At 44.7% G+C, this 26,632-nt stretch carries 24 protein-coding genes and 1 tRNA gene; 12 read left to right on the plus strand and 13 right to left on the minus strand.

Features of this window, described 5'->3' with window-relative positions:
* Position 1 precedes the first annotated feature (1 nt).
* Positions 2–274, minus strand: coding sequence for a MoaD/ThiS family protein (locus tag ACX0G9_RS06790; RefSeq protein WP_459064116.1), 273 nt, complete (start codon positions 272–274; stop codon positions 2–4).
* Between the two features lie 299 nt (positions 275–573).
* On the opposite strand from ACX0G9_RS06790, the gene ACX0G9_RS06795 reads away from it, so the two are divergent.
* The 3 genes from ACX0G9_RS06795 (at position 574) to ACX0G9_RS06805 (ending at position 6,244) form a co-directional block, all read left to right on the plus strand.
* Positions 574–3,579: a SusC/RagA family TonB-linked outer membrane protein gene (locus ACX0G9_RS06795; RefSeq protein ID WP_459064117.1), complete on the plus strand. Its 3,006-nt coding sequence runs from the start codon at positions 574–576 to the stop codon at positions 3,577–3,579.
* An 11-nt stretch (positions 3,580–3,590) separates the two neighbouring features.
* A complete protein-coding gene (locus ACX0G9_RS06800; protein ID WP_459064118.1) occupies positions 3,591–5,273 on the plus strand; it encodes a RagB/SusD family nutrient uptake outer membrane protein in 1,683 nt (560 codons plus the stop codon).
* A gap of 230 nt (positions 5,274–5,503) precedes the next feature.
* Positions 5,504–6,244 (plus strand): hypothetical protein, encoded by a 741-nt coding sequence (locus ACX0G9_RS06805; protein WP_459064119.1) that lies wholly within the window; start codon positions 5,504–5,506, stop codon positions 6,242–6,244.
* 45 nt (positions 6,245–6,289) lie between these two features.
* Here the strand turns inward: ACX0G9_RS06805 and ACX0G9_RS06810 are convergent, their stop codons facing one another.
* A complete protein-coding gene (locus tag ACX0G9_RS06810) occupies positions 6,290–6,850 on the minus strand; it encodes a dihydrofolate reductase family protein (protein ID WP_459064120.1) in 561 nt (186 codons plus the stop codon).
* Between the two features lie 290 nt (positions 6,851–7,140).
* Between ACX0G9_RS06810 and ACX0G9_RS06815 the strand changes: the two genes are divergently transcribed.
* Complete coding sequence (locus ACX0G9_RS06815; protein ID WP_459064121.1) at positions 7,141–7,434, plus strand: hypothetical protein; 294 nt, start codon at positions 7,141–7,143, stop codon at positions 7,432–7,434.
* A 22-nt stretch (positions 7,435–7,456) separates the two neighbouring features.
* Here the strand turns inward: ACX0G9_RS06815 and ACX0G9_RS06820 are convergent, their stop codons facing one another.
* Both ACX0G9_RS06820 and ACX0G9_RS06825 read right to left on the minus strand, forming a co-directional pair.
* Positions 7,457–8,041 carry a cupin domain-containing protein gene (locus ACX0G9_RS06820; protein ID WP_459064122.1) on the minus strand — a complete coding sequence of 195 codons (585 nt, stop codon included), beginning with the start codon at positions 8,039–8,041 and terminating at the stop codon, positions 7,457–7,459.
* Between the two features lie 222 nt (positions 8,042–8,263).
* A complete protein-coding gene (locus ACX0G9_RS06825; RefSeq protein ID WP_459064123.1) occupies positions 8,264–8,908 on the minus strand; it encodes a DUF1579 family protein in 645 nt (214 codons plus the stop codon).
* Between the two features lie 772 nt (positions 8,909–9,680).
* Here ACX0G9_RS06825 and ACX0G9_RS06830 point away from each other — a divergent pair.
* Positions 9,681–11,237, plus strand: a complete 1,557-nt coding sequence (locus tag ACX0G9_RS06830; RefSeq protein ID WP_459064124.1) for an amidase — start codon at positions 9,681–9,683, stop codon at positions 11,235–11,237.
* A gap of 200 nt (positions 11,238–11,437) precedes the next feature.
* On the opposite strand, the gene ACX0G9_RS06835 is transcribed toward ACX0G9_RS06830, so the two are convergent.
* Positions 11,438–11,521 (minus strand) — tRNA-Leu (locus tag ACX0G9_RS06835).
* Positions 11,522–11,708: 187 nt separating this feature from the next.
* Here ACX0G9_RS06835 and ACX0G9_RS06840 point away from each other — a divergent pair.
* The gene (locus tag ACX0G9_RS06840; RefSeq protein WP_459064125.1) at positions 11,709–12,908 is read left to right on the plus strand and encodes an NAD(P)-dependent oxidoreductase; all 1,200 of its coding nucleotides are present in this window, start codon (positions 11,709–11,711) and stop codon (positions 12,906–12,908) included.
* Positions 12,909–12,966: 58 nt separating this feature from the next.
* Here the strand turns inward: ACX0G9_RS06840 and ACX0G9_RS06845 are convergent, their stop codons facing one another.
* The 3 genes from ACX0G9_RS06845 to ACX0G9_RS06855 are packed head-to-tail and all read right to left on the minus strand — an operon-like array spanning position 12,967 to position 16,025.
* On the minus strand, positions 12,967–13,680 hold the full coding sequence (locus tag ACX0G9_RS06845; protein ID WP_459064126.1) for a tRNA1(Val) (adenine(37)-N6)-methyltransferase: 714 nt from the start codon (positions 13,678–13,680) through the stop codon (positions 12,967–12,969).
* A gap of 46 nt (positions 13,681–13,726) precedes the next feature.
* A complete protein-coding gene (gene tsaD / locus ACX0G9_RS06850) occupies positions 13,727–14,761 on the minus strand; it encodes a tRNA (adenosine(37)-N6)-threonylcarbamoyltransferase complex transferase subunit TsaD (RefSeq protein ID WP_459064127.1) in 1,035 nt (344 codons plus the stop codon).
* Positions 14,762–14,774: 13 nt separating this feature from the next.
* Positions 14,775–16,025: an ABC transporter permease gene (locus tag ACX0G9_RS06855; protein ID WP_459064128.1), complete on the minus strand. Its 1,251-nt coding sequence runs from the start codon at positions 16,023–16,025 to the stop codon at positions 14,775–14,777.
* 165 nt (positions 16,026–16,190) lie between these two features.
* On the opposite strand from ACX0G9_RS06855, the gene ACX0G9_RS06860 reads away from it, so the two are divergent.
* Positions 16,191–17,060 (plus strand): aldose 1-epimerase family protein, encoded by an 870-nt coding sequence (locus tag ACX0G9_RS06860; RefSeq protein ID WP_459064129.1) that lies wholly within the window; start codon positions 16,191–16,193, stop codon positions 17,058–17,060.
* Between the two features lie 17 nt (positions 17,061–17,077).
* Here ACX0G9_RS06860 and ACX0G9_RS06865 read toward each other — a convergent pair whose 3' ends face one another.
* The gene (locus tag ACX0G9_RS06865) at positions 17,078–17,725 is read right to left on the minus strand and encodes an MgtC/SapB family protein (RefSeq protein WP_459064130.1); all 648 of its coding nucleotides are present in this window, start codon (positions 17,723–17,725) and stop codon (positions 17,078–17,080) included.
* 26 nt (positions 17,726–17,751) lie between these two features.
* Entirely contained in the window at positions 17,752–18,978 is a 1,227-nt protein-coding gene (locus tag ACX0G9_RS06870) for a DUF2252 domain-containing protein (protein WP_459064131.1), read from the minus strand.
* A gap of 65 nt (positions 18,979–19,043) precedes the next feature.
* Between ACX0G9_RS06870 and ACX0G9_RS06875 the strand changes: the two genes are divergently transcribed.
* Complete coding sequence (locus ACX0G9_RS06875) at positions 19,044–19,532, plus strand: LEA/WHy family protein (RefSeq protein ID WP_459064132.1); 489 nt, start codon at positions 19,044–19,046, stop codon at positions 19,530–19,532.
* 12 nt (positions 19,533–19,544) lie between these two features.
* Here the strand turns inward: ACX0G9_RS06875 and ACX0G9_RS06880 are convergent, their stop codons facing one another.
* The gene (locus tag ACX0G9_RS06880; RefSeq protein ID WP_459064133.1) at positions 19,545–20,777 is read right to left on the minus strand and encodes an alkaline phosphatase family protein; all 1,233 of its coding nucleotides are present in this window, start codon (positions 20,775–20,777) and stop codon (positions 19,545–19,547) included.
* Positions 20,778–21,015: 238 nt separating this feature from the next.
* Between ACX0G9_RS06880 and ACX0G9_RS06885 the strand changes: the two genes are divergently transcribed.
* From ACX0G9_RS06885 to ACX0G9_RS06895, 3 genes are all read left to right on the plus strand, one after another.
* Positions 21,016–21,303 (plus strand): hypothetical protein, encoded by a 288-nt coding sequence (locus tag ACX0G9_RS06885; protein ID WP_459064134.1) that lies wholly within the window; start codon positions 21,016–21,018, stop codon positions 21,301–21,303.
* A complete protein-coding gene (locus tag ACX0G9_RS06890; RefSeq protein WP_459064135.1) occupies positions 21,260–21,922 on the plus strand; it encodes a T9SS type A sorting domain-containing protein in 663 nt (220 codons plus the stop codon). The genes ACX0G9_RS06885 and ACX0G9_RS06890 overlap by 44 nt, the downstream gene beginning before the upstream one ends.
* 151 nt (positions 21,923–22,073) lie before the next feature.
* Positions 22,074–23,660, plus strand: a complete 1,587-nt coding sequence (locus ACX0G9_RS06895) for a peptide chain release factor 3 (protein WP_459064136.1) — start codon at positions 22,074–22,076, stop codon at positions 23,658–23,660.
* A 54-nt stretch (positions 23,661–23,714) separates the two neighbouring features.
* Here the strand turns inward: ACX0G9_RS06895 and purB are convergent, their stop codons facing one another.
* Positions 23,715–25,061 carry an adenylosuccinate lyase gene (gene purB, locus ACX0G9_RS06900; RefSeq protein ID WP_459064137.1) on the minus strand — a complete coding sequence of 449 codons (1,347 nt, stop codon included), beginning with the start codon at positions 25,059–25,061 and terminating at the stop codon, positions 23,715–23,717.
* Positions 25,062–25,158: 97 nt separating this feature from the next.
* On the opposite strand from purB, the gene ACX0G9_RS06905 reads away from it, so the two are divergent.
* Complete coding sequence (locus ACX0G9_RS06905; protein ID WP_459064138.1) at positions 25,159–25,944, plus strand: menaquinone biosynthetic enzyme MqnA/MqnD family protein; 786 nt, start codon at positions 25,159–25,161, stop codon at positions 25,942–25,944.
* A gap of 73 nt (positions 25,945–26,017) precedes the next feature.
* Here ACX0G9_RS06905 and ACX0G9_RS06910 read toward each other — a convergent pair.
* A partial coding sequence (locus ACX0G9_RS06910) for an alpha-1,2-fucosyltransferase (protein WP_459064139.1) occupies positions 26,018–26,632 on the minus strand: 615 nt, incomplete at its 5' end.

The raw sequence follows: 26,632 nt of genomic DNA on the forward strand, positions 1-26,632 counted from the left end.
ATTATCCTCCGGATAAAGCCTGCATTATATAGATTTCGGAGTTTGCAGACAATGAATCGCTTAATGCAGTCCTGTCCTTAATTAGTGTATTATCAATGAAAATGTTGACATGCTGACGCAATCCGCCCTGTTCATCCAGCAAATAGCTCCGGACTCCCGGATAACAGGCTTCCATCTCATCGAGTATTTCTGTCAGTGTACTTCCCTTTGCCGGCATATTCTTCAACCCGGGAAAAAACCTTCTTAAAGCATAGGTGAATTTAACCGTTGACATCGCAGAAATTTGTAGAATACTAAGGTAACGAATAAGTGAATGCAAAAAGCCCCACGGCTTTCGATGAGGGGGCCCCTGTATTTAGTGTTGATAATCAATGTGTTGAAGGGATTTTTTTATTGAGATGGTTAGGAGGGGTGGAAAATAAGCTATCGAAGGATTTCCCGGTGTTTTGGAGTGTTATCAAATTATTTTAGTATCATTATCCCTTTGTTATTTAGTTGTTAATGCAAAAATTAACGGCAGTACTAAATATCTTCGCGCACCTAACCAATTTTGTATCTCAAAAACCAAAACACATGTCAGAACGGAAATCCGCGACAGTTTCAGCCAAATGGCTCCTTTTGATCCCACTTCTTGCATTACATTCAGCTTATGGTTCTCCAAACACGGAAAAATTCAAAACGGGATTTTCTCCATTTCAGTCAATATTAAGGATAACGGGAAAGGTTACCCAGGTTGACGGCGGGGCCTTGGCGGGGGCTACCGTTTCGGTCAAGGGCAGTCAGCAGTCGGTCACCACCGACAAGGATGGTAATTATATTATAACTGTCCCCGATGGAAATGCAATGCTGGTGATTTCATATGTAGGTTTTGCCACCCGGGAACTTCCGGTTAGCGGCAGGACGCAAATTGAAATAACTCTGCAACCGGCATCCGGTGAACTTGCGAATGTGGTGGTCATGGGTTATGGCACACAAACGAAAAGAGATGTCACCGGAGCCGTAAAATCATTAAAAGCCGATGATTTTAACCGCGGGGTGGTTACGTCACCGGCGCAGTTGATCCAGGGCAAGGCAGCCGGGGTGAATGTCACTTCTTCCAGCGGAGAGCCCGGGGCATCCCTGGGTATTTCCATAAGGGGTCCGGGCGGCATACGAACGGGCAATACCCCGCTATTTGTGGTGGATGGCTTGCCTTTGGACAACTCTACCACGGGCGGGGGTGATCCACTGAACTTCATAAATGCAGCAGACATCGTATCCATAGACGTATTAAAGGATGCCTCCGCCACCGCCATTTATGGCTCCCGCGGGGCTAATGGTGTGGTCATCATTACGACAAAAAAAGGGAAGGCCGGGTCTTCTGTGCTTTCGCTGGCTGCCAGCCTGGGCGTTTCAAAGCTGGCCAGGGCGCTGCCCGTTTATAGCGCCTCCGAATTCCGGAAGATCGTTCCCGAGATCGGCGGCACACTCGACGATAAAGGTGGTAATACCGATTGGCAAAAATTGATAACCAGAACTGCCCTCACCCAGAATTACAATATGGGACTTAGCGGCGGCGCCGATAAATTGACCTACTACGCTTCATTCAGCGCACAAAAACAGGAAGGCGTTATCAAAAAGAATTCATTTGACAGGTATACGGGCAGGTTTAATGCTACCCAGAAATTCCTGGATGACAGGCTGATCATCGATGCCGTCCTGAATTATTCAAGTACGAAAAATGTCCGTCCTCCGTTCGGCATTGGGGAAGCATTGACCAATAATCCCACCTATCCTGCATATGACTCGGTTGGCAAACCTGCTGTCTATCTGAACATCAGCAATCCGCTGATTTATTTTAACCTGGACCAGGATATTTCTACCATCAACCGCTTCATAGGTAATCTTTCACCCTCCTTTAAGATCCTAAAAGGCCTGGTCTACAAGCTCAACTTCGGTATCGATAACTCGACGGGGACCAGGAATTACCAGAGCCTTGCCAGTGCAACGCCTTCACGCCCGGGAATCCTGGAGACCTTTTATACCACCAACAGGAATACGCTGATTGAGAATTACCTGACCTATTCAATGGTCAAGGCGGAGCATAACCTCTCCGTGCTCGGCGGTTATTCCTATCAAAAATTCTTTAATCAGACGAGGGACTACCTGACGGTGAACTATCCGGTAGGCAATATTCAACCTATTTATGATCCGAGTACCGGGCAGCCAGCGGCTACAAACAACAACACCGCAAAGGGGTCAGCCACCGTCAACGAACAGCAATCGTTCTTCGGGCGGGTGAATTATCAATATGCTAATAAATATCTGGCTACCGCGAATTTCAGGGCCGATGGATCCACCAAATTCGGTAGTAACAATAAGTATGGCTATTTCCCCTCCTTCTCCCTGGGATGGATCATCACGGAGGAAGATTTTATGAAGAATGCCAATCTGTTCAGCAATTTAAAATTGAGGGCAGGATGGGGGAGAACAGGTAACCAGGAAATCCCCTCGAAGAAAACACAGCCTTTGTTTGTCTCATCAGGGGGCAGTTACCCACTTTACCCCTCAGGGAATTATCCGGCAAGCTATACCTATGTAAGGCCTGCCAACCCGGACCTTCAATGGGAAGTCTCCAACCAGACGGATGTGGGTCTGGAATTTGGTTTGTTGCAGGGAGCGCTGACGGGAACCGTCGATTATTTCAGGAAAAGCTCCAGTCATATCCTGCTGAAGGGTTATCCAGCCGACCCGGTGCAACCGGCACAGGAGTACTGGTCGAACATAAAAGATATGACCATTGACAATAATGGTCTGGAAGTGGAATTGAACTTTGCGAAAAAAATCAGCAAGGATATGAATTTCTCGGTGGGGGGCAATTTAACCAGCATCAAAAATGAAGTGAAACATTCGCCCTATACCGTCATTACGACAGGGTCTGCACAGGGATCAGGGCTGACCTCCGCCACGATCAACGGATATGTGAATGGCAATCCAATTGGTTCGTTCTATTTACTCAAATACCAGGGGATAGGCGACGATGGTCTGAGCAAGTATGAAGATCGTGACAAAGACAATATAATTTCCGATAAGGACCGGCAGGTATTAGGAACGGCGTTGCCCAACTTATTATATGGGTTTTACGGTAATTTCGGTTTCAAAGGATTTAGTTTCCAGGCGAATTTCAACGGGGTGTCGGGCAATAAGCTCTACGACAATACTGCCAACACTAATTTTTACAAAGCAAGACTGGCCAAGAGCGTAAACACTACGCCTGCGGCTGCTGCCGAGCCGAAGGAAAGTATCAATAATGCGGCCTCTGTCAGTAGCAGGTATCTTAAAAGTGGCAGCTATCTGCGTTTAAATAACCTCTCCCTGGGGTATGATATCAATACAAGAGGGCTGGGCATTGATAAATGGGCAAAATCCATCCGGGTTTCGGTGACGGGACAAAATTTGCTTGTCATAACCCATTATGACGGATATGATCCCGAGGTCAACACAGACAGAAGTGATGACGGTGTCTCTTCCTTTGGCATCGATTATAATAGCTATCCCAAAGCAAGGACCTTCCTTTTTGGCATTAATGTATCATTCTAAAAGAACAGAAAATGACAAATAATTCAATTAAATATTTAATCTGCCTGGTAAGTCTTTCCCTATTCGGCTGTACGAAATTAAATGAACAGGTTTTGGATGAGTCCTCCGTTTCCGGGCTTACCGACAAGCAGTTGGCAGAAGGCATTATCGTACCGGTATATAATGTTTTGCCTGATATTTTTCTGCATACCCGGTATTTTACGCTGCAGGAAATCTCCACCGACGAAGCGATCTTACCTTACAGGGGCGGTACGGATTGGGGGGACAACGGTATTTATCTTTCCATGCATAAGCATGAAACCGTCAGCACCGACCCTAACGTACAAAATACCTGGACCTCCATCGTGACGGGCTTGTCCAGATCAGTTACCGCCATCAATTCTCTTAAGACCAATAAGGATCCCGGCGCCAAATTATTTTTGGCGGAAGCAAGGGGCATGAGGGCTTACTATTCTATGATGACACTGGATCTTTTCGGGTTAGTATTCATCAAGGAGGACCCGAATTCAACGTCTAAAGTGGTAAGGGGCGATGAAGCGATTGAATATATTAAATCAGAGCTGCTGGCTATCGAACCGGTTTTAGAGAATACCACTGGCCCGGGGCGCATTACAAAAGCAACTGTCTGGGGCTTATTAGCCCGTCTGTATTTGAATGCGGCAGTTTATAAAGATCGGTATGCTGCTTCCTTTTCTTTCCAGAATGATGATATGGCCAAGGTGATCGATTATTGTAATAAGATCATCGCCTCTGGTGACTATACCCTGGCTCCTGAATATTTCTCCATATTCAGCAACGACAATCATACTAATAAGGAGCTGATCTTTGCAATTGATCAGCGTCCAGATCTTAGCAACAGTCACAACAGGATGGCCTATTTCTCCATATCCGGGGATCAATTCCCCTTGCCGGCCTTTCCGAGCGCCAATGGCACGGATGGCCCGGCCATTACGCCTGACTTTTATGAAACCTGGGTAAATGCCAATTCACCGACTGATCCTGCCACTGCCGACCCCAGGTTTTATAAGGAGAATCTTCCCCAGGCTGACGGCTGTGTGGACGCTGCGGCATTCAACATCAACCGCGGTATTCTGAGAGGACAACAATATGGGCTGACCAAGGATGCCAGCGGCGCCTTTGTGAAATGCCCTGACGGAAAACTGCAGATCAGCAAATTGTACAATGTGACAAGAAGCAAGCCAACGCTACCCGTGGAATTTACCGAGCAGATAGATTACACCACTGCAGGAAGTAATTACAATACAGGATACCGGGTGGAAAAATATGAGTTCAGCAAAAGCTCGAACACGGGAAGAAACAAAGGCGAAGCCGATATAGTTATTCTCCGTCTTGCCGACATTTATTTAATGAGGGCCGAAGCAAAGCTTCGGGGTGCAAATGACGAAGCCGGAGCCCTGACAGACGTAAATCTTGTCAGAACGGCCCGTACAGCGGCCACCCCTGCAGCTCCATTAACATCCTTGAGTTTGGACCTTTTGTTCAGGGAAAGGGGCTTTGAATTTTATTGGGAAATGGTAAGGCGTACCGATATGATCCGTTTTGGTAAATATGAAGGCAGCTGGACGGAAAAAAACAATTCGGATAAGATGAAAAGGATCTTTCCCATTCCGCAAACTGCCATTGATGCGGCATCTAACCTGCCGGGTTATCTTAAACAAAACGATGGGTATTAGGAGAAGAATTATATAAGTTGGTCTTACAGGCAAAAACAGCCCTGGTTTACGTAACTGTAGGCCAGGGTTGTTTTTTTATTAAAAAGGCCCGGGAAGGGCCAGATTAATGTTGCCATTTTTTTCTATTACACCGTGGTCGATTTCGTATCTTTATCAATATTGGAAATGAAGACGGTCTTACTGCTAAATGAAAAATTAAATTTCAAATAAGAACAAAATTCACGGTAATTATGAAATCATATGTTTTATTTTTCCTATTACTAAGTTGTTTTTCAGGCCATTCGCAGACCTCCCTCAACAACTACAAATATGTTCTGGTGCCTGAAACCTTTAATTTCCTTAAGCAAAATGACCAATATGGATTAAATACCCTCACTAAATCCTCTCTGGAAGAAACCGGTTTTACGACCTATTTTGACAATTCTGAACTACCTACTGAACTCGCTAATAATAAATGTAACGCACTCCATGCTGAAGTAGTAGAGAAAAAATCAATGTTTACTACCAAACTTACCGTCTACTTAAAAGACTGTAAGGGAAATATAATTTTTAAAAGCAAAGAAGGAAATAGCCGGGAGAAAGAATATGGGCTTTCCTATACGCTTGCTTTAAAGGATGCCTTTACCACCCTGAAGGATGCTAAGTATGTTTATCAGCCGGCGCCGGAAGTAAATAACCAGACATTGGCCCCGACCGCCGTTTCCAATTCCGCGCCTGCAGAGAAAATTACTGTAACTGTTGCACCCCCAACTGCGGGCACCTTATACGCGCAGCCAATTGCCAATGGATATCAACTGATCGATACTACACCAAAGACGATTTTACGTATGTTCAAAATCTCCGTGGCCGATTATTTTATTGCGGATAATGGATCTTCGAATGGGATCGTTTTCAAAAGAGATGACAGTTGGGTCTTTGAATATTACAAGGATGGCAAGTTAATGGCTGAAAAGCTGTTGATTAAGTTTTGACATCCATAGGTCTCCGGACGGTGGCATTAGGTTCAATGAAGCATTCTACTGTTTCCTTATGGTGTAACGCAGCTCGACTATTCCGCTTTTGTAGGCTGTTACATCTTCCAGGTGTAATGCTTGTTCCAGCCCTATTTGATCAAAAAACAGTGTCCCGTCGCCCAAAATAATAGGCATGACTGACAACCTTATTTCGTCCGCCAGTTTTAAACGAATGAAATCTTTGGCAAGCATTGGTCCTCCTACGAGCCAGACATTTTTGTAATTTGGTTTCAGTCGTTCATTCACCAATTTGTTCAGGTCGCCAGAATAAATTGTGATATTCTGTCTTTCAATTGGCAGGTTTCTGTGTGTAAGAACAATTGTCGGCTTGTCTCCATAAGCCCACCCATAAGATGTTGAAAGTTCCAAGGCGTGTTCGTAAGTCCGGGAACCCATGACATAACAATCTATTGTTTTGAGAAATTCCTCTGTGTTTTGTAAAGTAACTCCCTTCTCGTAGTAGTCAGATGTATCAAACCAGGAAACACTATTGTCTTTTTTGGCAATAATTCCATCGAGACTTGAAACCATATGTATCGTTATTGTAAATGTGTTTTCCATCATTTGTAAGTATGTGGTGCTGAAACGTTGTTAACGCTGTTATATGAATGCCTGTCCGGATAATTCTTTTCTAAATTACATCAAAAGCGAAAAATTAAACCAGTCGTGGAGGCGATTTTACAAAGTTATTCACCCTTTCTGGGTAATAACATAAGGGGTAACTTCCTGAATTTGTGGATATTAGTAAGGAATTTAATTATGCAAAAACTTTAACAGTTTTACCTTGCAAATGGCATTTATTTTATAGATTTTTATCGTCCTGTTGCGATTCCAGATCTTTAAAATCCTGTATCATGAAATTAGCCCTTCTTTTTTGCGCCCTTATTTTATCCGTTCACGGGTGGTGTGCCAGTGTAAGTCCATCTCAACGTACTGCCCGCGCAAATACGCCGGGTAATCAGACTATTGAAAATGGGAAGCTGCATGAAGAGACGGGTAGCCTGTTGCCATTGGATAAAAAGAAGTCAGCAATGATTGCATGGGTGCTGACCACCTATCTTACCGCCATCATCTGGTGGGCTATTACAGCCAAGAACTCTCTCGACAAAATCTTAAAAGATGTTTTACAAGACATAGCTCGGTATTAGCCGACCCTAAGAAAGCGAGACATTATTGCTTAATATGGGTCAAGGCGGGGCCAACGACTTCAAATTCGTGCGCTTTTCGGAATTCCTTATTTTGCTCGGGGGTCATATCTTTCGTGGCGCCCTGGCTCATAGCGGTAAAAAAGGCTTCCATCTTTCCGGCCGGCTGGAATAACATCAGCATTTTGCCTTCTCCCTCTCCAACCTTGGCAAAGGCGTGGGGTACCCTTCGTGGGCCAAATACGCTGTCGCCTGCTTTTACATGGTAAACCTGGTCACCCACCTTTATCATGAACTGTCCCTGTAGTACATACCACCATTCGTCCTGGTCGTAGTGTACATGCAATGGTGGGCCACCTTCTTTGACCCGGGTAGACTCGTAGACATATACATCACCATTGGTGTCGTCGGTGCCGATCTTTGTAAAAAAGGTATCTCCTTCGAAAAGGCTGATACTTTTGTCCAAACGGCCTTTGCCGGCGGGCACGAAAAAACCTTTGTCGACCCTTACTGCCTTGTTTTTGGGCCGGAGCCTGGCAAGGGAAGCAAAGGGTACGATGAGGCCGGCGGCAGCGCACATCGCGAGCTTGAGGAATGAACTGCGTCTCATTAGCTGAAAATAAGCTTTTGACGGATCATCGGGCCTGGTCAGTTAGCAGGAGTGGGATTTGGGTTAGCCGGCGCCGCAGTGAGACTGTTGAAACGATAGACAAGCTTGCTGGAGTTCGGATCGTTCGAAGACTCAGTAATGCTTTTGATTCCAAATAAATTTTCTGCCCAAATCTTTCCCCCACTGGCTGCGACGGTTTGCCGGAGCTTTCCGCACTGTTCCTTAGCCCCCATTCACCCGAGTATAATCCAATTCCCGGACCTTTACAGGCACATTGTTCCTGAGCTCGAAAAACTCCTCTATATAATGATCCTTATCTGCTATTCTGAGGAGCCGCCTGTTCTTTGTCCTTACGCCTGGGATCAGCTCGCTGTCCCAGTCATAAGTAATGACTTTTGTGTTAATGTCATAGGTACCGGTTTGCATTTCTATATCGCTACCGATATGGTTATTGATCGAGATCGTCACAAACGCTGCCCTTGGATTGTCATACCCTTCAATCTGCATGCTTTGATAATTCTCCTCTTTCATCATTCCGGCCGCCACAGGGATCTGCAACTTGCCACCGGTGATCTCAACGGTAAAAAAACGCCCGTCATAGACTTGCTTCCTGATTACCTTCCCTTTTACAAAGGCGAGCTTCTGGTCCTGAAAAATCCAGCTTCCTACGAGATCGGCCAATAGCATGTGTTGCTTCCCTGGCGCCGAAAACGCAAGCAGCTGTTTCATGATATCGTTCTTTCTCGAAATGTTCTGTCCCGAGACGGTGTCTACTTGTTTGGATGCGGATATTTTTTCTTGCGCGACTGCCGGTATTCCGGTCCATTCAGCCACGCTAATCAGTGTGATCAACAGCATTTTTTTCATAAAAAAAATTATTTTACAATTTAAAGCATCCATTGAAAACTCGTCTTGCAATTGAGCAATTCCCTTATTTCATTTAGTGGATAACGGTTAAATTCACCAATAGGTAGGATTTAAGAATCTTTCCATCTGGAAAGGGTTTTACAATCAATGAGAATTACGCCTATCAAATTTCCTTCAAGGGGTTGCTTAACGGGCGGAACAGCAGAGCTTCGTTCCTCGCTCAGGCCTTCGTCGGAACATCGTCCCTCGTTACTCCTCGGTCGTACCCGAGGGTACGTTCGTAAAGTTCGCTTCGCTCCTTTATCCACGAGGGACTTACCCAACGGCACCCGGCCTTCGGCGCATAGGGTTTTGCATTTATCCGTTTATGCGAATAAGCTCGCAACACTCCTAAACGCAAAAAAAACCGACTTTCGTCGGGGCTTCGTGCCCCTAATAGGAAGAATATCTGACCAAGTGATTATTGATTTACAGGCATTTAACGATTTGCCGGGATAACAGGCTAGGAGGCACCCAACCACCTATTTGAAGATTGGTTTTGAACCTCTTTCCGGTGGTCTTCCCGCGCTTTTTTTGCTAAGCAGCTAATAAATGAATAAATTAGGAAAATTGTTTTCCGCTAAGAATAGCGCATAATAGCGGAAATATAATGTTAGCAACAATGGCCAAACGTGACGGTGACAGTAACAAATAAATTTAAAAAGTCGGAGATAAAAGTGAATAGAATCTTTTTAATAACGAAACGCTCTTCCTTAAATGTTCAAATTCTTTTATGAAAGAAAATAATATCAATCGTAGACGGATGATTAAAATCGGTTCCATTACTGCTCTTTCGACCCTGGTTTCACCTTCACTGGTTACTGCTAAAACTTCCTTTTCTACTTCTGAAAAATACAACTTTAAAATTCCTGATTCAGATAGTGATGTCTGCTATATGAAAGCTGTTGAAATGGCGGCCTTATTAAGAACTAAGAAAATATCCGCACGTGAAGTAATGCAGGCACATCTGAAACAAATTGCCAAAGTAAATTCAAAGGTCAATGCTATTGTTACCCTTGTGCCCGAAGATCAACTTATGGCGCAAGCACTGGCAGCCGACGAATCGCTGGCGAAAGGAAATTTAACCGGTACATTGCACGGGTTACCAATAGCTGTCAAAGATCTTGTAGAGACAAAAGGAATCAGGACCACTTACGGCTCACCAATATGGAAAGATTTTATTCCGCCACAAGATGCATTCCTGGTGGAACGTCAAAAAAGGGCGGGTGCTATCGTTATAGGGAAAACTAATGTGCCGGAGTTGGGAATGGGTTCGCAGACTTTTAATCCATTATTTGGTCCAACCCTTAATCCTTACGATATTTCAAAAACGTGCGGTGGTAGTACGGGCGGCGGCGCGGTGGCATTGGCATGCGGTATGACACCTCTTGCCGATGGCAGCGACATGGGCGGGTCTTTGCGCAACCCGGGAAGTTTCTGTAATGTAGTTGGATTACGGCCTTCGCCCGGAAGAGTACCGCTTGTGGCTTCTAAACTTGCATGGCAGGGATTAAGTGTTCAAGGACCCATGGCACGTACAGTTTCTGATTGCGCCTTTTTACTCAGTGTGCAAGCAGGTCCCGATAACCGATCGCCCATATCTGTTATGGATAGTCCTCAGCAATTCTTAAAACCGCTTGCCCGTGATTTTAAAGGCGTGAAAGTTGCCTTTATAAAAGACCTTGGCCTGCCTTGGGAAAGCGCAGTTAAAGATGCTATTCATTCACAGCGAAAAGTGTTTGAATCGTTGGGTTGTATAGTAGAAGAAAACGAACCCGACATGACTGATGCCAATGAGTGCTTTGTCACCTGTCGTCACTGGCAGTATGAATCCCAGTATGGCGATTTGCTTGCCGCAAACAGTGACAAAATGAATGAGTATACTAAATGGCATATAGCAGAAGGCATAAAATTGACTGGCCCTTATCTTTCCCGGCTTGAAATTAAACGGTCTGCTTTATATAGACGCATGCAACAATTCTTAGAGCAATATGAATTCCTTATCATGCCAGTTAGCCAGGTCTTTCCCTTTGATGTAACCACGCATTATCCAACACAAATTGAAGGCGTACAAATGCTAACTTACCTTGACTGGATGAGATCAGCCTATTACATTTCGGTGGTCGGTAACCCAGCATTGTCTGTGCCTTGTGCCTTTTCAAAAAATGGTTTGCCAATTGGTCTTCAGATAGTAGGCAGGCACAATGCCGACCTCAGTGTATTGCAAATGGGATATGCCTTTGAACAAGCAACTAATATAGGCAATCGGCGACCAAAGGTCGTAGAGTAATGTTTACTTATGTGGTGCCGGGAACAGGATTACTTCCGGGCTCTGCCCTTCAGTGTTCCCTTTACTTCCGCGAGGGTCTTACCCAAAGCCTTCGCCCCGCTTTCAGCGTAGCCAGGCATTTTCATTCGTTCACTTTTGCGAACCAGTCCGCACCGTTCACAAATGAAAATGCCTCTCCAACTTCGTTGGAAAGGCATTTGTGCCCGGAACAGGAATCGAACCTGCACTACCTTGCGATAACCAGATTTTGAGTCTAGCGCGTCTACCAATTCCGCCATCCGGGCCTGGCCGTTAAAAAAACGGCATTCAAATTCGGGACGCAATATTACTGATTTGAGCGATCATGGCCAAAAAAGGAAGGAAAGAATTTGTTCAAAACCCATTTTAAACCGGTATTACCTACAGAAGGCGCTGAAAAAGATTTAAATTTCTATCTTTATCCCTATTCGATTGTAGATAAACCAGTTAAGGATGATAAAAATAGGCTTATTAAGGGAAGGCAAAGCGCCGGTGGATAACCGGGTGGCCCTGACACCGGCTCAATGCAAGTGGATACATAAGAATTCGGACAAGGTCAGAATAATCGCCCAAGCTTCTCCCGGACGCTGTTATTCGGATAAGGAATATACCGCTGCCGGTATTGAAGTCAAACAGGATATCTCGGATTGCGATATCCTGTTTGGAATTAAGGAGGTTCCCACTCAGGAACTGATTGCCGGGAAAACCTATCTTTTTTTCTCTCATACCAAAAAGAAACAATTATACAACCAGGCGATGTTCCGTACCATCCTGGAAAAAAAGATCACCCTTATAGACTACGAATGCCTGGAACATGATGATGGACAGCGGATCCTGGGTTTTGGTTTTTTTGCCGGAGTAGTAGGGGCTCATAATGGTATTATGGCTTATGGGCGTCGCACCGGTCTTTATTCCCTTGGCAGGGTGCATGAACAAAAAAGTTTCCGTGAGCTCATCCACACCTATTTCGGGCTAAAATTACCCAATGTAAAGGTAGTCGTCACGGGATCCGGAAGGGTAGCACATGGGGTACTCGAGGTCATGAACCTGCTGGAAATGGTCGAAGTGGAGCCGGATGAATTTCTGGAAAGAGAATTTGCTTATCCCGTATTTACACAGCTCAAAGGGGCTGCACTTTACGAACATAGAAAAAAGGGTACCTATAACCGGGAGGATTTTCACCACCATCCCGATAATTACCGATGTAAGTTCCTGCCCTATGCCAAGGCTGCCGATGTACTGATGAATGGCATTTACTGGGATAAAGAAATGCCCAGGTTATTTGAATGGGAAGATATGACCACTCCCGGTTTCCGGATAAAAACAATTGCCGATATAACGGATGATAAAGGAGGATCGATCCCCTGTAACCTGGGAGATGCACCTATTGAAGAACCGGTCTATGGCGTCCATGGAAGTACCAGGCAAAGAACGGCTCCTTACCAACCGGGATCGGTTGATATTATGGCCGTAGGAAATCTTCCGAATGAATTACCACGCGATGCCTCCCGTTATTTTGGAGAACAATTGATCAAATACATATTGGAAGATCTGGTGAAAGGCCAGTCCGTGATCATAGACAGGGCAACCATGGTAAGAAATGGACAACTCACCCTAACCTATGATTATCTGAAAGAATATGCCGGTCTTTGAGGCAAAGTTTTGAATGGAAATACAATTATGATTCGGAATTATGTTGAGCAGGAGAGCACTATAAATACAAATAATAATCCTTCAGTAAGGCTACAAATGCATCGCTGTAAAGCCCTTGTTCATTTTTAATGATTAGTTCTTTTTCCCCGGAAGGAGCTGCTTCTTTTCTCGAAAAATAGAGAATCACCCTGAAGAAATCATGACGAGGTGTTTGTCTTATGGATACCGACTCCTGTAAAAAGAATTTCTTTTCTTCCGCCAATCCTTTAAAATAGTCCATCCGGTGATAGGGTAGAAGGATGCCAAATTTCCCTTCGGGACTAAGGTTGGTATCGATGACGTTTATTAAGGCTGACAGGGTTAATTCCTGGCTATGTTTGGCCAGGTCTTTCGCCCTGGTTCCGGAAAGAAGATCACCCTCATAAAAAGGCGGATTTGTCAATACAAAATCATATTTGCCGGGAAAAGAAAAGTTTCGTGCATCCCCGTTTATCACCCTTAGCCGGTCTTTCCACGGACTACCGCAGATATTTTCTTCCGACTGACCGGATGCTGCAGGATCCAATTCAATGCCATGGATCTCCTGAGTCTGTTTCTGGGCAAGCATCAGCATTAACAGCCCTGTCCCGCTCCCGATATCCAGTACTTTGCCCGGAACAGAAATGTTTCCGGCGAACCAGGCACCAAACAGACAGGCATCTGTGCATACTTTCATGGCACAGGCGTCCTGATAGATGGTAAATTGTTTGAATGTAAAAAAAGGATTGGGCATTTTTCGGCAGAGGCTTTTCTTGTTTCTATTTTGACAGGTACATGCGTTACCATTCGGCACGGGCACTGGCGCTTACGGACAAGGGGGCAAAATCGCCGGCCAGGTATTTATAATGGCCGGTAATGGCGATCATCGCCGCATTGTCCGTACAATACTCAAAGGGGGGTATAAAGGTATCCCAGTTATGGCGTGCCCCCATTTCCCGGAAGGCTTTTCGAAGACCGCTGTTGGCAGATACACCCCCAGCCAGACAAAGATCGCGGATACCGGTCTGCAAGGCTGCCTTTTTTAGTTTGTTAAGCAGAATGGACACGATCCGGTCCTGGATAGAAGCACAGATATCGGCCCTGTTCTTTTCGATAAAGGCATGATCTTTGGCCGTATTTTCCTGCAGAAAATAGAGAATGGCGGTTTTAAGGCCGCTGAAACTAAAGTTTAACTCCGGTATCCTGGGTTCCGGAAAGGAGAACCGGGCTGGATTGCCTTCCCTGGCATATTTATCTATCAGGGGACCTCCGGGATAGGGGAGTCCCATCAATTTAGCCGATTTATCGAAGGCCTCACCGGCTGCATCATCTAAAGTTTCCCCGATCACGCTCATTTTCAGCGGCGATTCACATAATACGATTTGAGTATGGCCCCCGCTGACGGTAAGGCAAAGGAAAGGAAAACGGGGCCGCTCATCGGATGCGGATGGTATCAGATTTGCCAGTACATGGGCCTGCATATGGTGAACTGGCAATAAAGGTATATTCAGGCTAAGAGCTAATGATTTGGCGAACTGGGAGCCCACGAGCAGGGATCCAATCAGACCCGGAGACCGGGTAAAGGCAATCGCCTGGAGGTCGCTTATTGTGCATCCTGCTTTTTTGAGCGCGGAGTCCACAACGGGTACGATATTTTGCATATGAGCCCGGCTGGCCAATTCCGGTACAACTCCCCCATATTGCGCATGTACTGCCTGTCCGGCAATAATATTCGAAAGAATGACCCCATCCCGGGAAATAGCACAACTGGTTTCATCGCAGGAAGATTCTATAGCGAGAATGGTAACGGGCACCGGGAAATCGATCTTATCCATGGTGCAAATTTAATTACTTTGACCGGATCGCAACGACCGGGTCCATCCGGGCCGCTATAAAGGCTGGAATTATTCCAGCCGAAACGCCGGTGAACAGGCAAATACCAACTGCCATGAGGATAATATTCAGCGGGATAAAGACTTTAAAACTTAAGATAGATGAAAAAACCAGGGTAAGGATGAATACCGCCAATAAGCCTATCATCCCGCCGATAATGCAAAGGAAGGCCGATTCCAGCAAAAATTCCGTCATGATTACCCCCCGTTTGGCCCCAATGGCTTTCTTGAGGCCTATCTGACTGGTTCTTTCCCGGACGGTAACGAACATAATGTTTGCCACCCCGAACATACCTACGATAAGAGATAAAGCAGCAATGGCCCAACCGCCTATATTCATTCCGCTAAAGATCGGGTCAAAGAATTTACTCAGCGTATCAATATCATTCAGCGCGAAATTATCTTCCTGTGTCGGGCTCAGCTTCCGGATCGACCGCATTGCCCCCTTCAGTTCATCCTTCAACGCTTCCATCGATATATTAGGTGCAGCCTGTACCAGGATGCTGGGATTTCCATTTTCTTCCCTCACTATTTGTTTAATAAAGTTATAGGTCAGCAGGATACTATTGTCATAATCCCATCCCCCCAGAAGACTTTGGCCCTGTTTCTGGATGAGACCGATAACCAGGGCGGATCTTCCGTTCTTTAATTTAACCTGGCTCCCGACGGCCTTTTCCGGTTTATCGAACAATTTCTCGGCGATAGTATACCCCATGACTATAAGAGGAGTACCCCGGTCAAATTCCGATTGTTGAAAATACCGGCCAACCCCGATTTTTATTTGCTGGATCTTGTCAAAATCTTCCGTATTTCCATAATAATTGACACCAGTGAGGGACGTTTCTCCGAAATCCACATTGGAAGAGGTATTCATCCCAAAAGAAATATGTGGTGCGTCAGGAACTTTTAAACGAATTAATCTCATCTCCTCTACCTTTGGAACCGGCCTTTTGACATATTTCCACCAGGGATAATCCGGTCCGCCACCATACTGCCATTTGTCAATATAGATCGTTTTATTGCCCATGGATTTTATGTCATTATTCACCGCTAATTGCATGCTGCTGATGGTGGAAAGAACGCTGATAATACAGAAGATGCCGAAGGTAATTCCTAAAAGAGATAGAAAAGTGCGGAGTTTATTGGACCTGAACTCCTGCAAGGCCATTTTAAAGCTGGTCCAGACGATTTCCAGATGACGAAACATGCCGTGAATGTAAGCAATCGTCTCCAACCGGCAACCCAAAATACATTAAAGGCGTTATGCTTTGGTTAAACGGTGGTCAGTGGGGAAAACTGTTATCGTAAATCATATATTATACAAATAAGGTTTGAGGTCAAATGAGTAATATTGCATCCAAAATAATTTTCCATGCTCAGTATTGAAAATAAGCGTTTGAAAATAGGAATCAACCCCAAAGGGGCGGAATTGCAAAGTATTTTTCATAAAGAACACCGGTTGGAATACCTCTGGAACGGCGATCCTGCTTTTTGGGGCAAACATTCACCCTTACTTTTCCCTGTTGTCGGGACATTAAAAGATGATGCCTATAGTTATGAAGGGAAGAATTATACATTGGGCCGGCATGGTTTTGCCAGGGAAAAGGTATTTGCCGTTGAAAAACAGGAGCCCGAATCCATTACCTTTTTGTTGCAAAGCAATTCAACAACCCGGGAGGTCTTTCCTTTCAATTTTGACCTGAGAGTGACTTACCGGCTGGCACCCAATGGATTACAGGTAATTTACAGCGTAAAGAATCCTTCAGATAATGATCTTTATTTTTCTATCGGAGGCCATCCGGCATTCAAGGTTCCCCTGGTGGAGGGGACGTCATACAATGACTATTTCCTGGAATTTGATGAAAAAGAAAACGCATCCCGCTGGCCTATTTCCAACGATGGATTGATTGAAAAAACTTCTTTGCCTTTTTTGAAGGATACCTCAAAATTACCCTTAACAAAAGACCTTTTTGCGAAGGACGCCCTGGTTTTCAAAGGCCTCTCTTCTACTGAGGTTTCTCTGAAATCAGCAAAAACCAAGCATGGTCTGAGCTTTGACTTTACCGGCTTTCCCTATCTGGGTATCTGGGCTGCACAAAATGCTGATTTTGTATGTATCGAGCCATGGTGCGGTATTGCCGATAGTGTCGATACCGATCAGCAATTTACCGCCAAAGAAGGCATCAATAAGCTGGGACCAAAAGAAGAATTTGAAAGGGACTGGACAGTGAGCTTCTTTTAAAATTGCCGGAAGCGAATCTAGAACTCAAAAGCCTTTACATTGGTATCTCTGAGGATCTCGTGGATGCAATGCCGGTGATTGGCTTCCGATCCCTGTACGACCCATTCCCCGGTTATTACGTTGGATATCGATTTTGATTGTTTGATGCGCTTGAATTTTAGTTTATGTTGGCGGAAAAGATCCTCAAACCGGTGAGCGGTCTCATTTTCGAAATCGCAGACGATCGAATAATTCCTGATCTGGTTGACCCGGTCAATCCAGCCTTCCACCAGGCTAAACAGGAATAATACGATCAGTATGAGCGCACAGGCGGTAATGGCGAGAAGAGAATATCCGGCACCAATACACATTCCCAACGCGGCTGTGACCCAAATCATGGCCGCAGTAGTAATTCCGTTTACCTTACTATGCGTGGAATCGCTTTTAAAAATTACTCCGGCTCCTACGAATCCAATTCCAACCACCACATTGGAAGCTATTCTTTCCGGGGCTCCCCCGCTGCCGATCAATTCGGACAGTATGGTAAAAAGGGTAGCCCCCAGGCAGATCAGCGTGAGGGTCCGGAATCCGGCCGATTTACTCCGGTATTCCCGTTCTGCCCCGATCAGGCCGCCGATTATAACAGCAAGGATCAGTTTCCGGATAATATCCTCTGTCAATGGCATAATGGGTTAGTTGTTATTGGTGGGATTTAGTTATAAATTTTTCTGGCAGTTGGTGTAAAAAAGCCGGCTTTATAATCTTTAAAATAAGATTGGTAGTCTTTTTTAACCTGCACAGCATATTCTTTGGCATAGTCCAACAAGCCCTGCTGCCAATGTTGATCCTTTCCGAAGGCAATCAATTCATCCGCAAGAGCAGATCCCTGTCTGCCGGCACTGCGTAACTCTGCGGAAGCCGTGAGCAGCGCCATATCTACAATCACACATTCGATATCTTTTGGCCGGTCCTTCATGACCAGAAAGTCGATCCTATCAGCCGTTGGCTGCAATTCTTTCACTACAAACGGATCTCCCTTGAACAGGGTTGGGCTGAGAAGGGCAGGGGGGATGTTCTGCATTCTATTCTGGACGGCTATTACCCGTTCCGCTTCGTTAGTCCAGGATGGTTGGGTGGTGTTAACCCAGGGCTGAAGCGAGGAGGGAAGGGTCTGCTTCATATCGATCAACAAATGCTTTTTGAGATCCTGTTTGTTTTTAAGCAGGAAAACATACCTTTTTACCCCAAGGCTGCCGGTCCCCGCTACCCTGAACGCGGCATCTATTACCCGGTATCTGTTTTGCAGTTGAGGTTCTTTACCGATCCATTGGGTAATATGGTCGGAAACTTCCTTTTTTAGTGATTTATCAAGGGAAAAAAACCTGATCTCATCAATCCGCAGATTTAGTTTGTCATCATTCTTAACGGTTCGCTCCCGGATTAGTTCTTTTTGTTTGCGCTCGCAAATTTTTTCCATAAATAAACGTACGATCCCATTAGCCGTCTGGGGTTCGAGGTATCTCGCTCTCCCCCGGGCAAGGGTAGCAGAATAGGTTTCCAGAAAGAGCTTTGCAGCCTTTGTCGTTTCTTTTTTGTTGATCCCCAAAGATTCAAACCCGGTAAAAATACTGGTGACCATTCTTGCCAATTCCCAGGTAACCGGGGCCAGTAAAGCCTCATCATAATCATTAAGATCGAAATAAACCAGTCTGTTGTCGCCTTTATAGGTTCCAAAATTCTCCAGATGGAGATCTCCGCACACCCAGCTAAGCGGGTATTCAGGAAGTGGATTTTTTTGTCTGAGGTCTTCGTAGAACAGATGGCAGGTGCCCCTGAGAAAACGGAAAGGATTTTCTGCCATCATTCCGTATTTCAACGCGGTATAGAAGGGCAACCTGCCGCTGTTGAATTGTTGAATACGTTCAGCTATTGTTGGCACGATCGTTTCTTTTCAGAAAGGTACTTAATATTAAGGGAATTCGTAAATGCCACTTATCTTGTGGTATGGACCCAATTAAAAAAGCTAAAAGCTATCCGTTTCAGGCGGGACTTCTCTGCCTGCTACTATGGTTGACAGGTTGTAATAAACCGGATGCTCCGGAATATTATGGATTGCAGGATATTCGTGTTGGCAGTATGACCGGTTCCCAGACTACCCTTTCGGCAATCATAAAGTTTTATAATCCCAATTCTTTCAGTTTGCAATTGAAAAAAGCGGAAGTGGATGTCTCCGTGAATGGGAGACCTGCCGGCCATTCCATCCTGGATTCTACGATCCTGATTCCAAAAAAAGATACTTTTTTTGTGCCTGTTTCTCTTCAGGTAGATTTGCAGCACCTTTTCAGTAATGCTCTTCAACTATTAATGGAAAAACAGGTGACCATCACCCTTGATGGAAAAGTGAAGTTAAAAAGAGGGATGATCCCAATCAACAGGCCATTTCATTATGAATCCAAACAGGATCTGAGTACGTTGATGCCTTCGGGGTTTTAATTTTTTTTGGTGTTATTTAATGACTATCCACTTGTTGACCGTATTGTAGGGACCTTCCAGCACGATCTTATAAAAGGAGGATGGATTTGATCCAATTCCAAGTTTGGCTGATTGCTGAGAAACGGGTACCTCCGCCAATAACTTATAGTCGTCCTTTCCGCCATCCTTAAAATTGTTGGTGGTAGTCATCCATATCTTTACAGATCCATCTTTATCCTGGGTTTTCCAATGAATATCCAGTTTGTTATCCTCGTATTTTATTACTGGAGCATACACCGATAATTTTCCGATAAGGGGTGTTCCATCGATCTCCATTCCGAATTCTCTCGGGATGGGAACCTCCAGGAACCTGGCTATGGTGGGCATCAGGTCAACGATCCCCGGAGTAAAATCCCGGTAATAATGGTTGAGGTCCTTTGCATTCGTTACCATCCAGGTTGTACGTTCCCGTTCTGACTGCCCTCCATGATTTTTACCATTTATGGAATCCCGTCCATGGTCAGTGGTAATAAAAATGGCCCAGTCTTCCTGGAATTTCTCCCGCCTGTATTGGATGGCATTCCAGATCCTACCTACCTGCTGATCGACATAACCGATCGCCGTTTTCATTTCAGGCCCATCACCGTAGCGGTGTCCCATATCATCCGAATATTCCAGGTAGAGCCAGGTCAGATCCGGCCCTTTTTCTTTTATACAATTTTCTGCAGCCTCGGTAACCTTCTCATCGATGTTATGAATATACCGGCTCTGATTGTCATGAGGATAATTGACGGTATCGAGTTCGAGACCGTCCAGGTAATAATCCACCTTCAGGTTTTTCGTTTGTGGCAATGATTCCCCCGCCAGTTTGGTCCGGTTATCCTGCCAGGTAGAGAAGATCGCCGTTTTTTTGGTGGAATCAGCTTGTTTCAAAATCCTGAAAATAGTAGGGTAGTGGTAATTAGGCTCCTTAATATCGTTTCCCCAGACATTGTGTTTATTAACCCAGGTGCCGGTAAGAAGACTATTATAGCCTACAGCGGAAATAGTTGGCGTTTGCGAATAACCTCCTTTTTCTCCTCCTACAAAGGCCCGTTTGTATCCAAAGGTTTTGGAAATCTGATCCAGGGACGGCTTACGGGTTTTTTCCAATACATCCGCCGGAATGCCGTCGGCTATGATAAATACTACTTTTTTCTTTTTCGGTTGCGCCTGAAGATGAAGGACGAGGACCGTTACTGATAATAAAACAAGTATCCTTTTCATGCCGTTTTTTTCCTTAACATAACAATATGATCATACGTAGAAAGTATAATAACCTATTCTTAACCGATAGATAAGGGAACCACTAAATGGTTACCTATATACAACCTGCCTGTTTTACCCTATAGGGTAAGAATCACTATTTCTAACCTGATTGATCAGATTAAATTTAAATCTTTCTAATCATTACCGGACTACGGATACGCAAAGATTAGTTTTCCGGACCAATAATACGGAAAAAATGACCATTTTGCAGAATGGGAATGTAGGAATCGGGACTATCAACCCCGGAACTCTCCTGGGAATTTACAGCAACTCACCCAACAACCATTTTCGTGTGGCTGGTAATGGTCCGAGTATGCAATGGGTGAATGGGTCCATCACTACGGGTATATTAAATTGCGGGATAATAGGGCTTGCTACCGGTTCGAATTATTATGTTCAGGGCAGTGTAGCCAAACGATTTTGTCCTGGAAAACATGGACATGGCAAGCAGCCTGATTTTCGGCACAAACCGTTTCAACGGTAATGGTATTGAAAGAATGCGTATCAATCCCTTTGGTTATGTCGGGGTGGCTGCACCTTCACCCACTGCCAAACTCCATGTTAATTGTGTTGCCGTATCAGGAAAAACCAATCCTTCCAACATACGGTTCGAGAACCTTCAAAAAGGAGCCGGTGCATACCTGGTGATCGATAGTAACGGCTACGTATACAGGACCACCTCTGGGGCCGGCAGTAGTATTATCAAACAGGATCCATTGACCGTCGAGTTGCAGAACCAGGTGGAAACCTTGAAAAATCAGGTCCAGGAACTGCGTACTATGATCCTGAACAGGCAACCGCTTTCCAATTTACAAACAAATGCCTTGAAATCGGCGAATGCGACCTGGCTGGGGAACAATAGGCCCAACCCCTCAACAAATTCCACTACGATCGAATATTCATTGCCTGGCGATGTGAATGCCGCCACCTGCCAGGTTTATAGCTTGGACGGTAAATTGATAAATACGGTTAGCCTGAGTCCCGCTGCCGGGAAAGGCCAGGTTCAGCTGAGCACTGGAAAACTTACATCCGGAATGTATATTTATTCCTTGATCGTTAACGGAAAAGTCGTAGATACAAAGAAAATGGTCGTTAGCAATTAGTTGGCCGTTTGCAATTGGTCCTCCTTTGTCAACTTATGCTGCCCGTACCGACTAAAAACGGTAAGGGTATTTTTTTTATATTGGTTATCGTACCTTTGCGGCCCTTTCAGGGGCTTCGGCTAATAAGCTATCCGGGCAATATGTATGATTTATGAAATATATTAACGAGATCAACAAGCGTAAGACATTTGCCATTATATCCCATCCGGATGCCGGTAAAACGACCCTGACGGAAAAATTCCTTCTTTTCGGCGGTGCCATACAAACGGCCGGCGCGGTAAAAAGCAACAAAATCAAAAAACACGCAACCAGCGATTTCATGGAGATCGAAAGACAACGTGGTATCTCCGTGGCGACCTCCGTTATGAGCTTCGAATATAAAGGCATGCTGGTGAACCTGCTGGATACTCCCGGACACAAAGACTTTGCCGAGGACACCTATAGAACCCTTACCGCTGTGGATAGCGTAATACTAGTAATTGATAGCGTGAACGGGGTTGAGGCACAAACGCGAAGATTGATGGAAGTGTGCCGCATGCGGAACACGCCGGTCATCGTATTCATCAATAAAATGGACCGGGATGGGAAAAATCGTTTCGATCTTTTGGAAGAGATAGAAAAAGAGTTGAATATCCAATTACACCCCATGTCCTGGCCAATCAACAGCGGTAAAGACTTCAAAGGCGTTTACAATTTGTATGACAAGAACCTGGTTCTTTTCACGGCCAATACCAAGGCAACGGATGAGGATATGGTCAAGATAGAAAAGCTGGATACTTCCTTACTGGATGACAAACTGGGCGAAAAAGACGCTTCTACCTTGCGGGAAGACGTAGAACTGGTCGATGGAGTACATGGTGCCCTGAATGTAGCTGATTACCTGGAAGGGAAGGTGGCGCCTGTTTTTTTTGGCAGTGCAATCAATAATTTCGGCGTACGGGAAATGCTGGATAACTTTATCCGGATAGCTCCCGGGCCCCGGAGCAGGGAGACTTCTACCCGTCACCTGGATGTAAATGAGGACAAATTCAGTGGTTTTATCTTTAAAATACATGCCAATCTCGACCCTAAACACAGGGACCGGATCGCCTTTCTTAGAGTCTGCAGCGGCAAATTTGAACGTAATAAGTATTTCCATCACGTGAGGCTGGATAAGGAAGTCCGTTTCAGTAATCCATATACCTTTCTGGCCAGGGATAAAGACGTTATCGAAACGGCTTTTCCCGGTGACGTCGTTGGGTTATTCGATACGGGGAATTTTAAGATTGGCGACACCCTTACCGAAGGTGAAGATTTCTATTTTACGGGTATACCTTCATTTTCTCCTGAGATCTTTAAAGAGGTTGTGAATAGAGATCCTATGAAAACTAAGCAGTTAGAAAAAGGGCTTTTACAATTGACCGACGAGGGCGTGGCGCAATTGTTCACACAATATGGTGGAAACAAAAAGATCATCGGTTGTGTGGGAGAATTACAATTTGAGGTCATTCAATACCGGCTCTTGCATGAATACGGTGCTTCAGTGCAATTCAATGCCATGCCTTTTTATAAAGCCTGCTGGATAACCAGTAAAGACCCAGGAAAACTGGAAGATTTCACCCGCTTCAAACATGCGAATATAGCCGAAGATAAAGATGGATACCTGGTTTATCTGGCCCAGAGCGAATGGTTCCTGAATACAGAAAGAACGAATAATCCGGAGATCGAGTTTCATTTTACATCGGAGATCCATAAATGATCCATTAAGCCAACTGGACTTTCCTCCGGCTCATTTATCAGGGCGAAATTCTTATCATGCTGAAACTCCGGTATAATTATGCGGGGTTATCTTTTTTAATTCTTTCTTTAATGTGGCTGTAATTTTCAGGCCGTCGATAAAATTGTGCATGGATTCCTTCGTGATTCCTTCCTTCCCCCTGGTCAAGTCCTTCAAGGCCTCGTAGGGTTTTGGGTATTTTTCTCTTCGCAGGACGGTTTGGATGGCTTCGGCTACGACAGCCCAATTGTTTTCCAGGTCCTGGTGTAATTTGGGGCGGTTGAGCACTAGTTTTTCCAGCCCTTTTTCAATGGACTTCAGGGCTATCATCGTATGGGAAAAAGGTACGCCGATATTACGTAACACGGTAGAATCCGTTAAATCCCTTTGTAAACGGGATATGGGCAATTTGGCCGAAAAGTGTTCGAATAAGGCATTTGCAACTCCCAGGTTACCCTCTGCATTTTCAAAATCAATGGGATTTACCTTATGTGGCATGGCCGAAGAGCCTATTTCACCTTTTTTAGTCTTTTGTTTGAAGTAATCCATCGAAACATAGGTCCAGATATCCCGGCAAAAATCCATCAGGATCGTATTAAGACGTTTGATCCCGTCAAAATGGGCAGCTAGATTGTCATAATGTTCGATCTGGGTGGTAAATTGCTGGCGTTGCAGGCCCAGCACTCTTTCTACGAATTCATTCCCCATTTTTACCCAGTCTTTCTTAGGAAAGGCAACAAAATGAGCGTTGAAGTTACCCGTAGCTCCACCGAACTTGGCAGAGAAGGGAACCTGAATCAATAATTCTACCTGGTTCTCTATGCGCTCTATAAATACCATGATCTCTTTGCCCAGCCGGGTAGGACTGGCAGGCTGGCCATGTGTCCTAGCCAGCATGGGTGTTTCATTCCAGTCGCGGGCCAGAACCTCTAATTGTCTTTTCAGATTGAGCAGTCCCGGAAGATATTCGAATTCCATAGCATGTTTCCAGGATAAGGGGATCGCGGTATTATTAATATCCTGTGAAGTAAGGCCAAAATGGACCCATTCCTGTATTTCACCGGCACCGTCCTCAATTTCGCTCAATTTTGTCTTTAGGAAGTATTCCACGGCCTTTACGTCGTGATTGGTGATTTTTTCCGTCTTTTTTATCAACTGGGCATCTTCCTGGCTGAAATTCTCAATAACAGATTGCAGATGTTTGCGAACAGAGGCCGGCATAGGGAATAATTTCTTTTTGGCTAAAAAAAGAAAATATTCCACTTCCACCAGCACCCTGTACCGAATCAGCGCATATTCTGAAAAATAGTCGCTCAGGTTCTGGACTTGATGACGATAACGTCCATCAAGAGGGGAAATGGCTGTCAGAGAATTTAATTCCATAAAGAGTAATTTTTGTATGCGTCACAGGCGGCCCAGGATAATTTGCGCAGTTAATTTTTGGCGCCGTACTTTTGCAGCCAAAATTAACGTAAAGGAATTGGACAGAAAAATACGAGTAGGAGCTGTAAGTTATCTGAACACCAAACCCTTGCTTTATGGCATCGAAAGAGCTGCCATAATAAGGGAAATCGACCTGGTCATCGATTATCCTTCCCGGATTGCAGCCATGCTCCTAAGAGATGAAATCGATATGGGACTGGTTCCGGTGGCCATTATTCCCCAGATGCCGGAATATTACATCAACGGGGACTATTGTATTGGCAGTAAAGGTGATGTGGCCTCTGTATGCCTTTTCAGCGAAGTTCCGGTTGAAAAGATCAAAAAAGTTTTATTGGACTACCAAAGCCGGACATCCGTGCAACTAGCCAGGGTCCTACTAAGTCAATACTGGAAAATAGACCCTGAGCTTATCGATGGCGGACAGGATTTTCGGGATCATATTAATGGAACTACAGCAGGTGTCGTTATTGGCGACCGGGCGCTCGAACAACGTAAACAATCTTCCTTCATATATGATCTTGCCGGAGCCTGGAAGGATTTTACAGGCCTGTCTTTTGTATTTGCTGCCTGGATCAGTAATAAACCTATGGACCCTGCCTTTATTAAGGACTTTGACGAAGCCAACCGCCAGGGTTTATTACATATCAATGAAGTAGTGGCTGAAAATCCTTACGATGCCTTCGATCTGCAAGCTTATTTTACCCGTTACCTGGATTATGATCTGAATGAAGCCAAACGAAAGGGGCTGGATAAATTCCTGGAATACCTGCACTTCCCGCAGGAAATTCGATTACAATTCCCCGGAACTCGGGTTGATATATAAACTCTTCCAAAAATTTATTATTTGTAGGTGAGGCGTCCGGGTTTAAAATCATTAAGATAACCAAATGGTTCATCTAATAATCCGACAACTGTATCCAGTTTTCGGGGTAAATATCTTCAAAATATTGATTTGCCGTAAAATATTTAGGGACAATGACAATCTTGTTTTCATTCTTATTCAAATAGGAAGACCACCAGCTAAAAGAGCCATTTGAGCTTATATTGTGTTTGCAATTGGAGATCAGTAACATATCCTTCCAGCTATCAGCACCAGAGTTGATATTTATAATAGTGAAGTCCTCATCGATGAAATTATCTTTTACCCAGGAATAGTCATTTGTAAAGAAAAAGAAATAGGGGTGATCAACTAATGATTTCATTTTTTGGATCGCACATAAAAAATAATTAAGCGTACATACTGAACCGAATTTCTGATAGTTATTAGCATCGAGAAAGTCACCTCGTCTGACATGTATGGATACGCTAGTGCAGGCCTTTATTTTATTTAAGACCTCCAGATTGGCATTTCCGATCTTAGAGGAATCAAACTGAAATGCTTGCTGGACCCTGTCTTTTATATCCCTGAAATATTTTTCGGAATGCCAACCTCCTAAATAGAACTTTATGCCGGAAGACGACTGCAGGAATTCAGGCTGGAAATTATAGTTATCATTTTCCTCAAACAGGGT

The sequence above is a fragment of the Flavitalea flava genome (genome assembly GCF_054461575.1).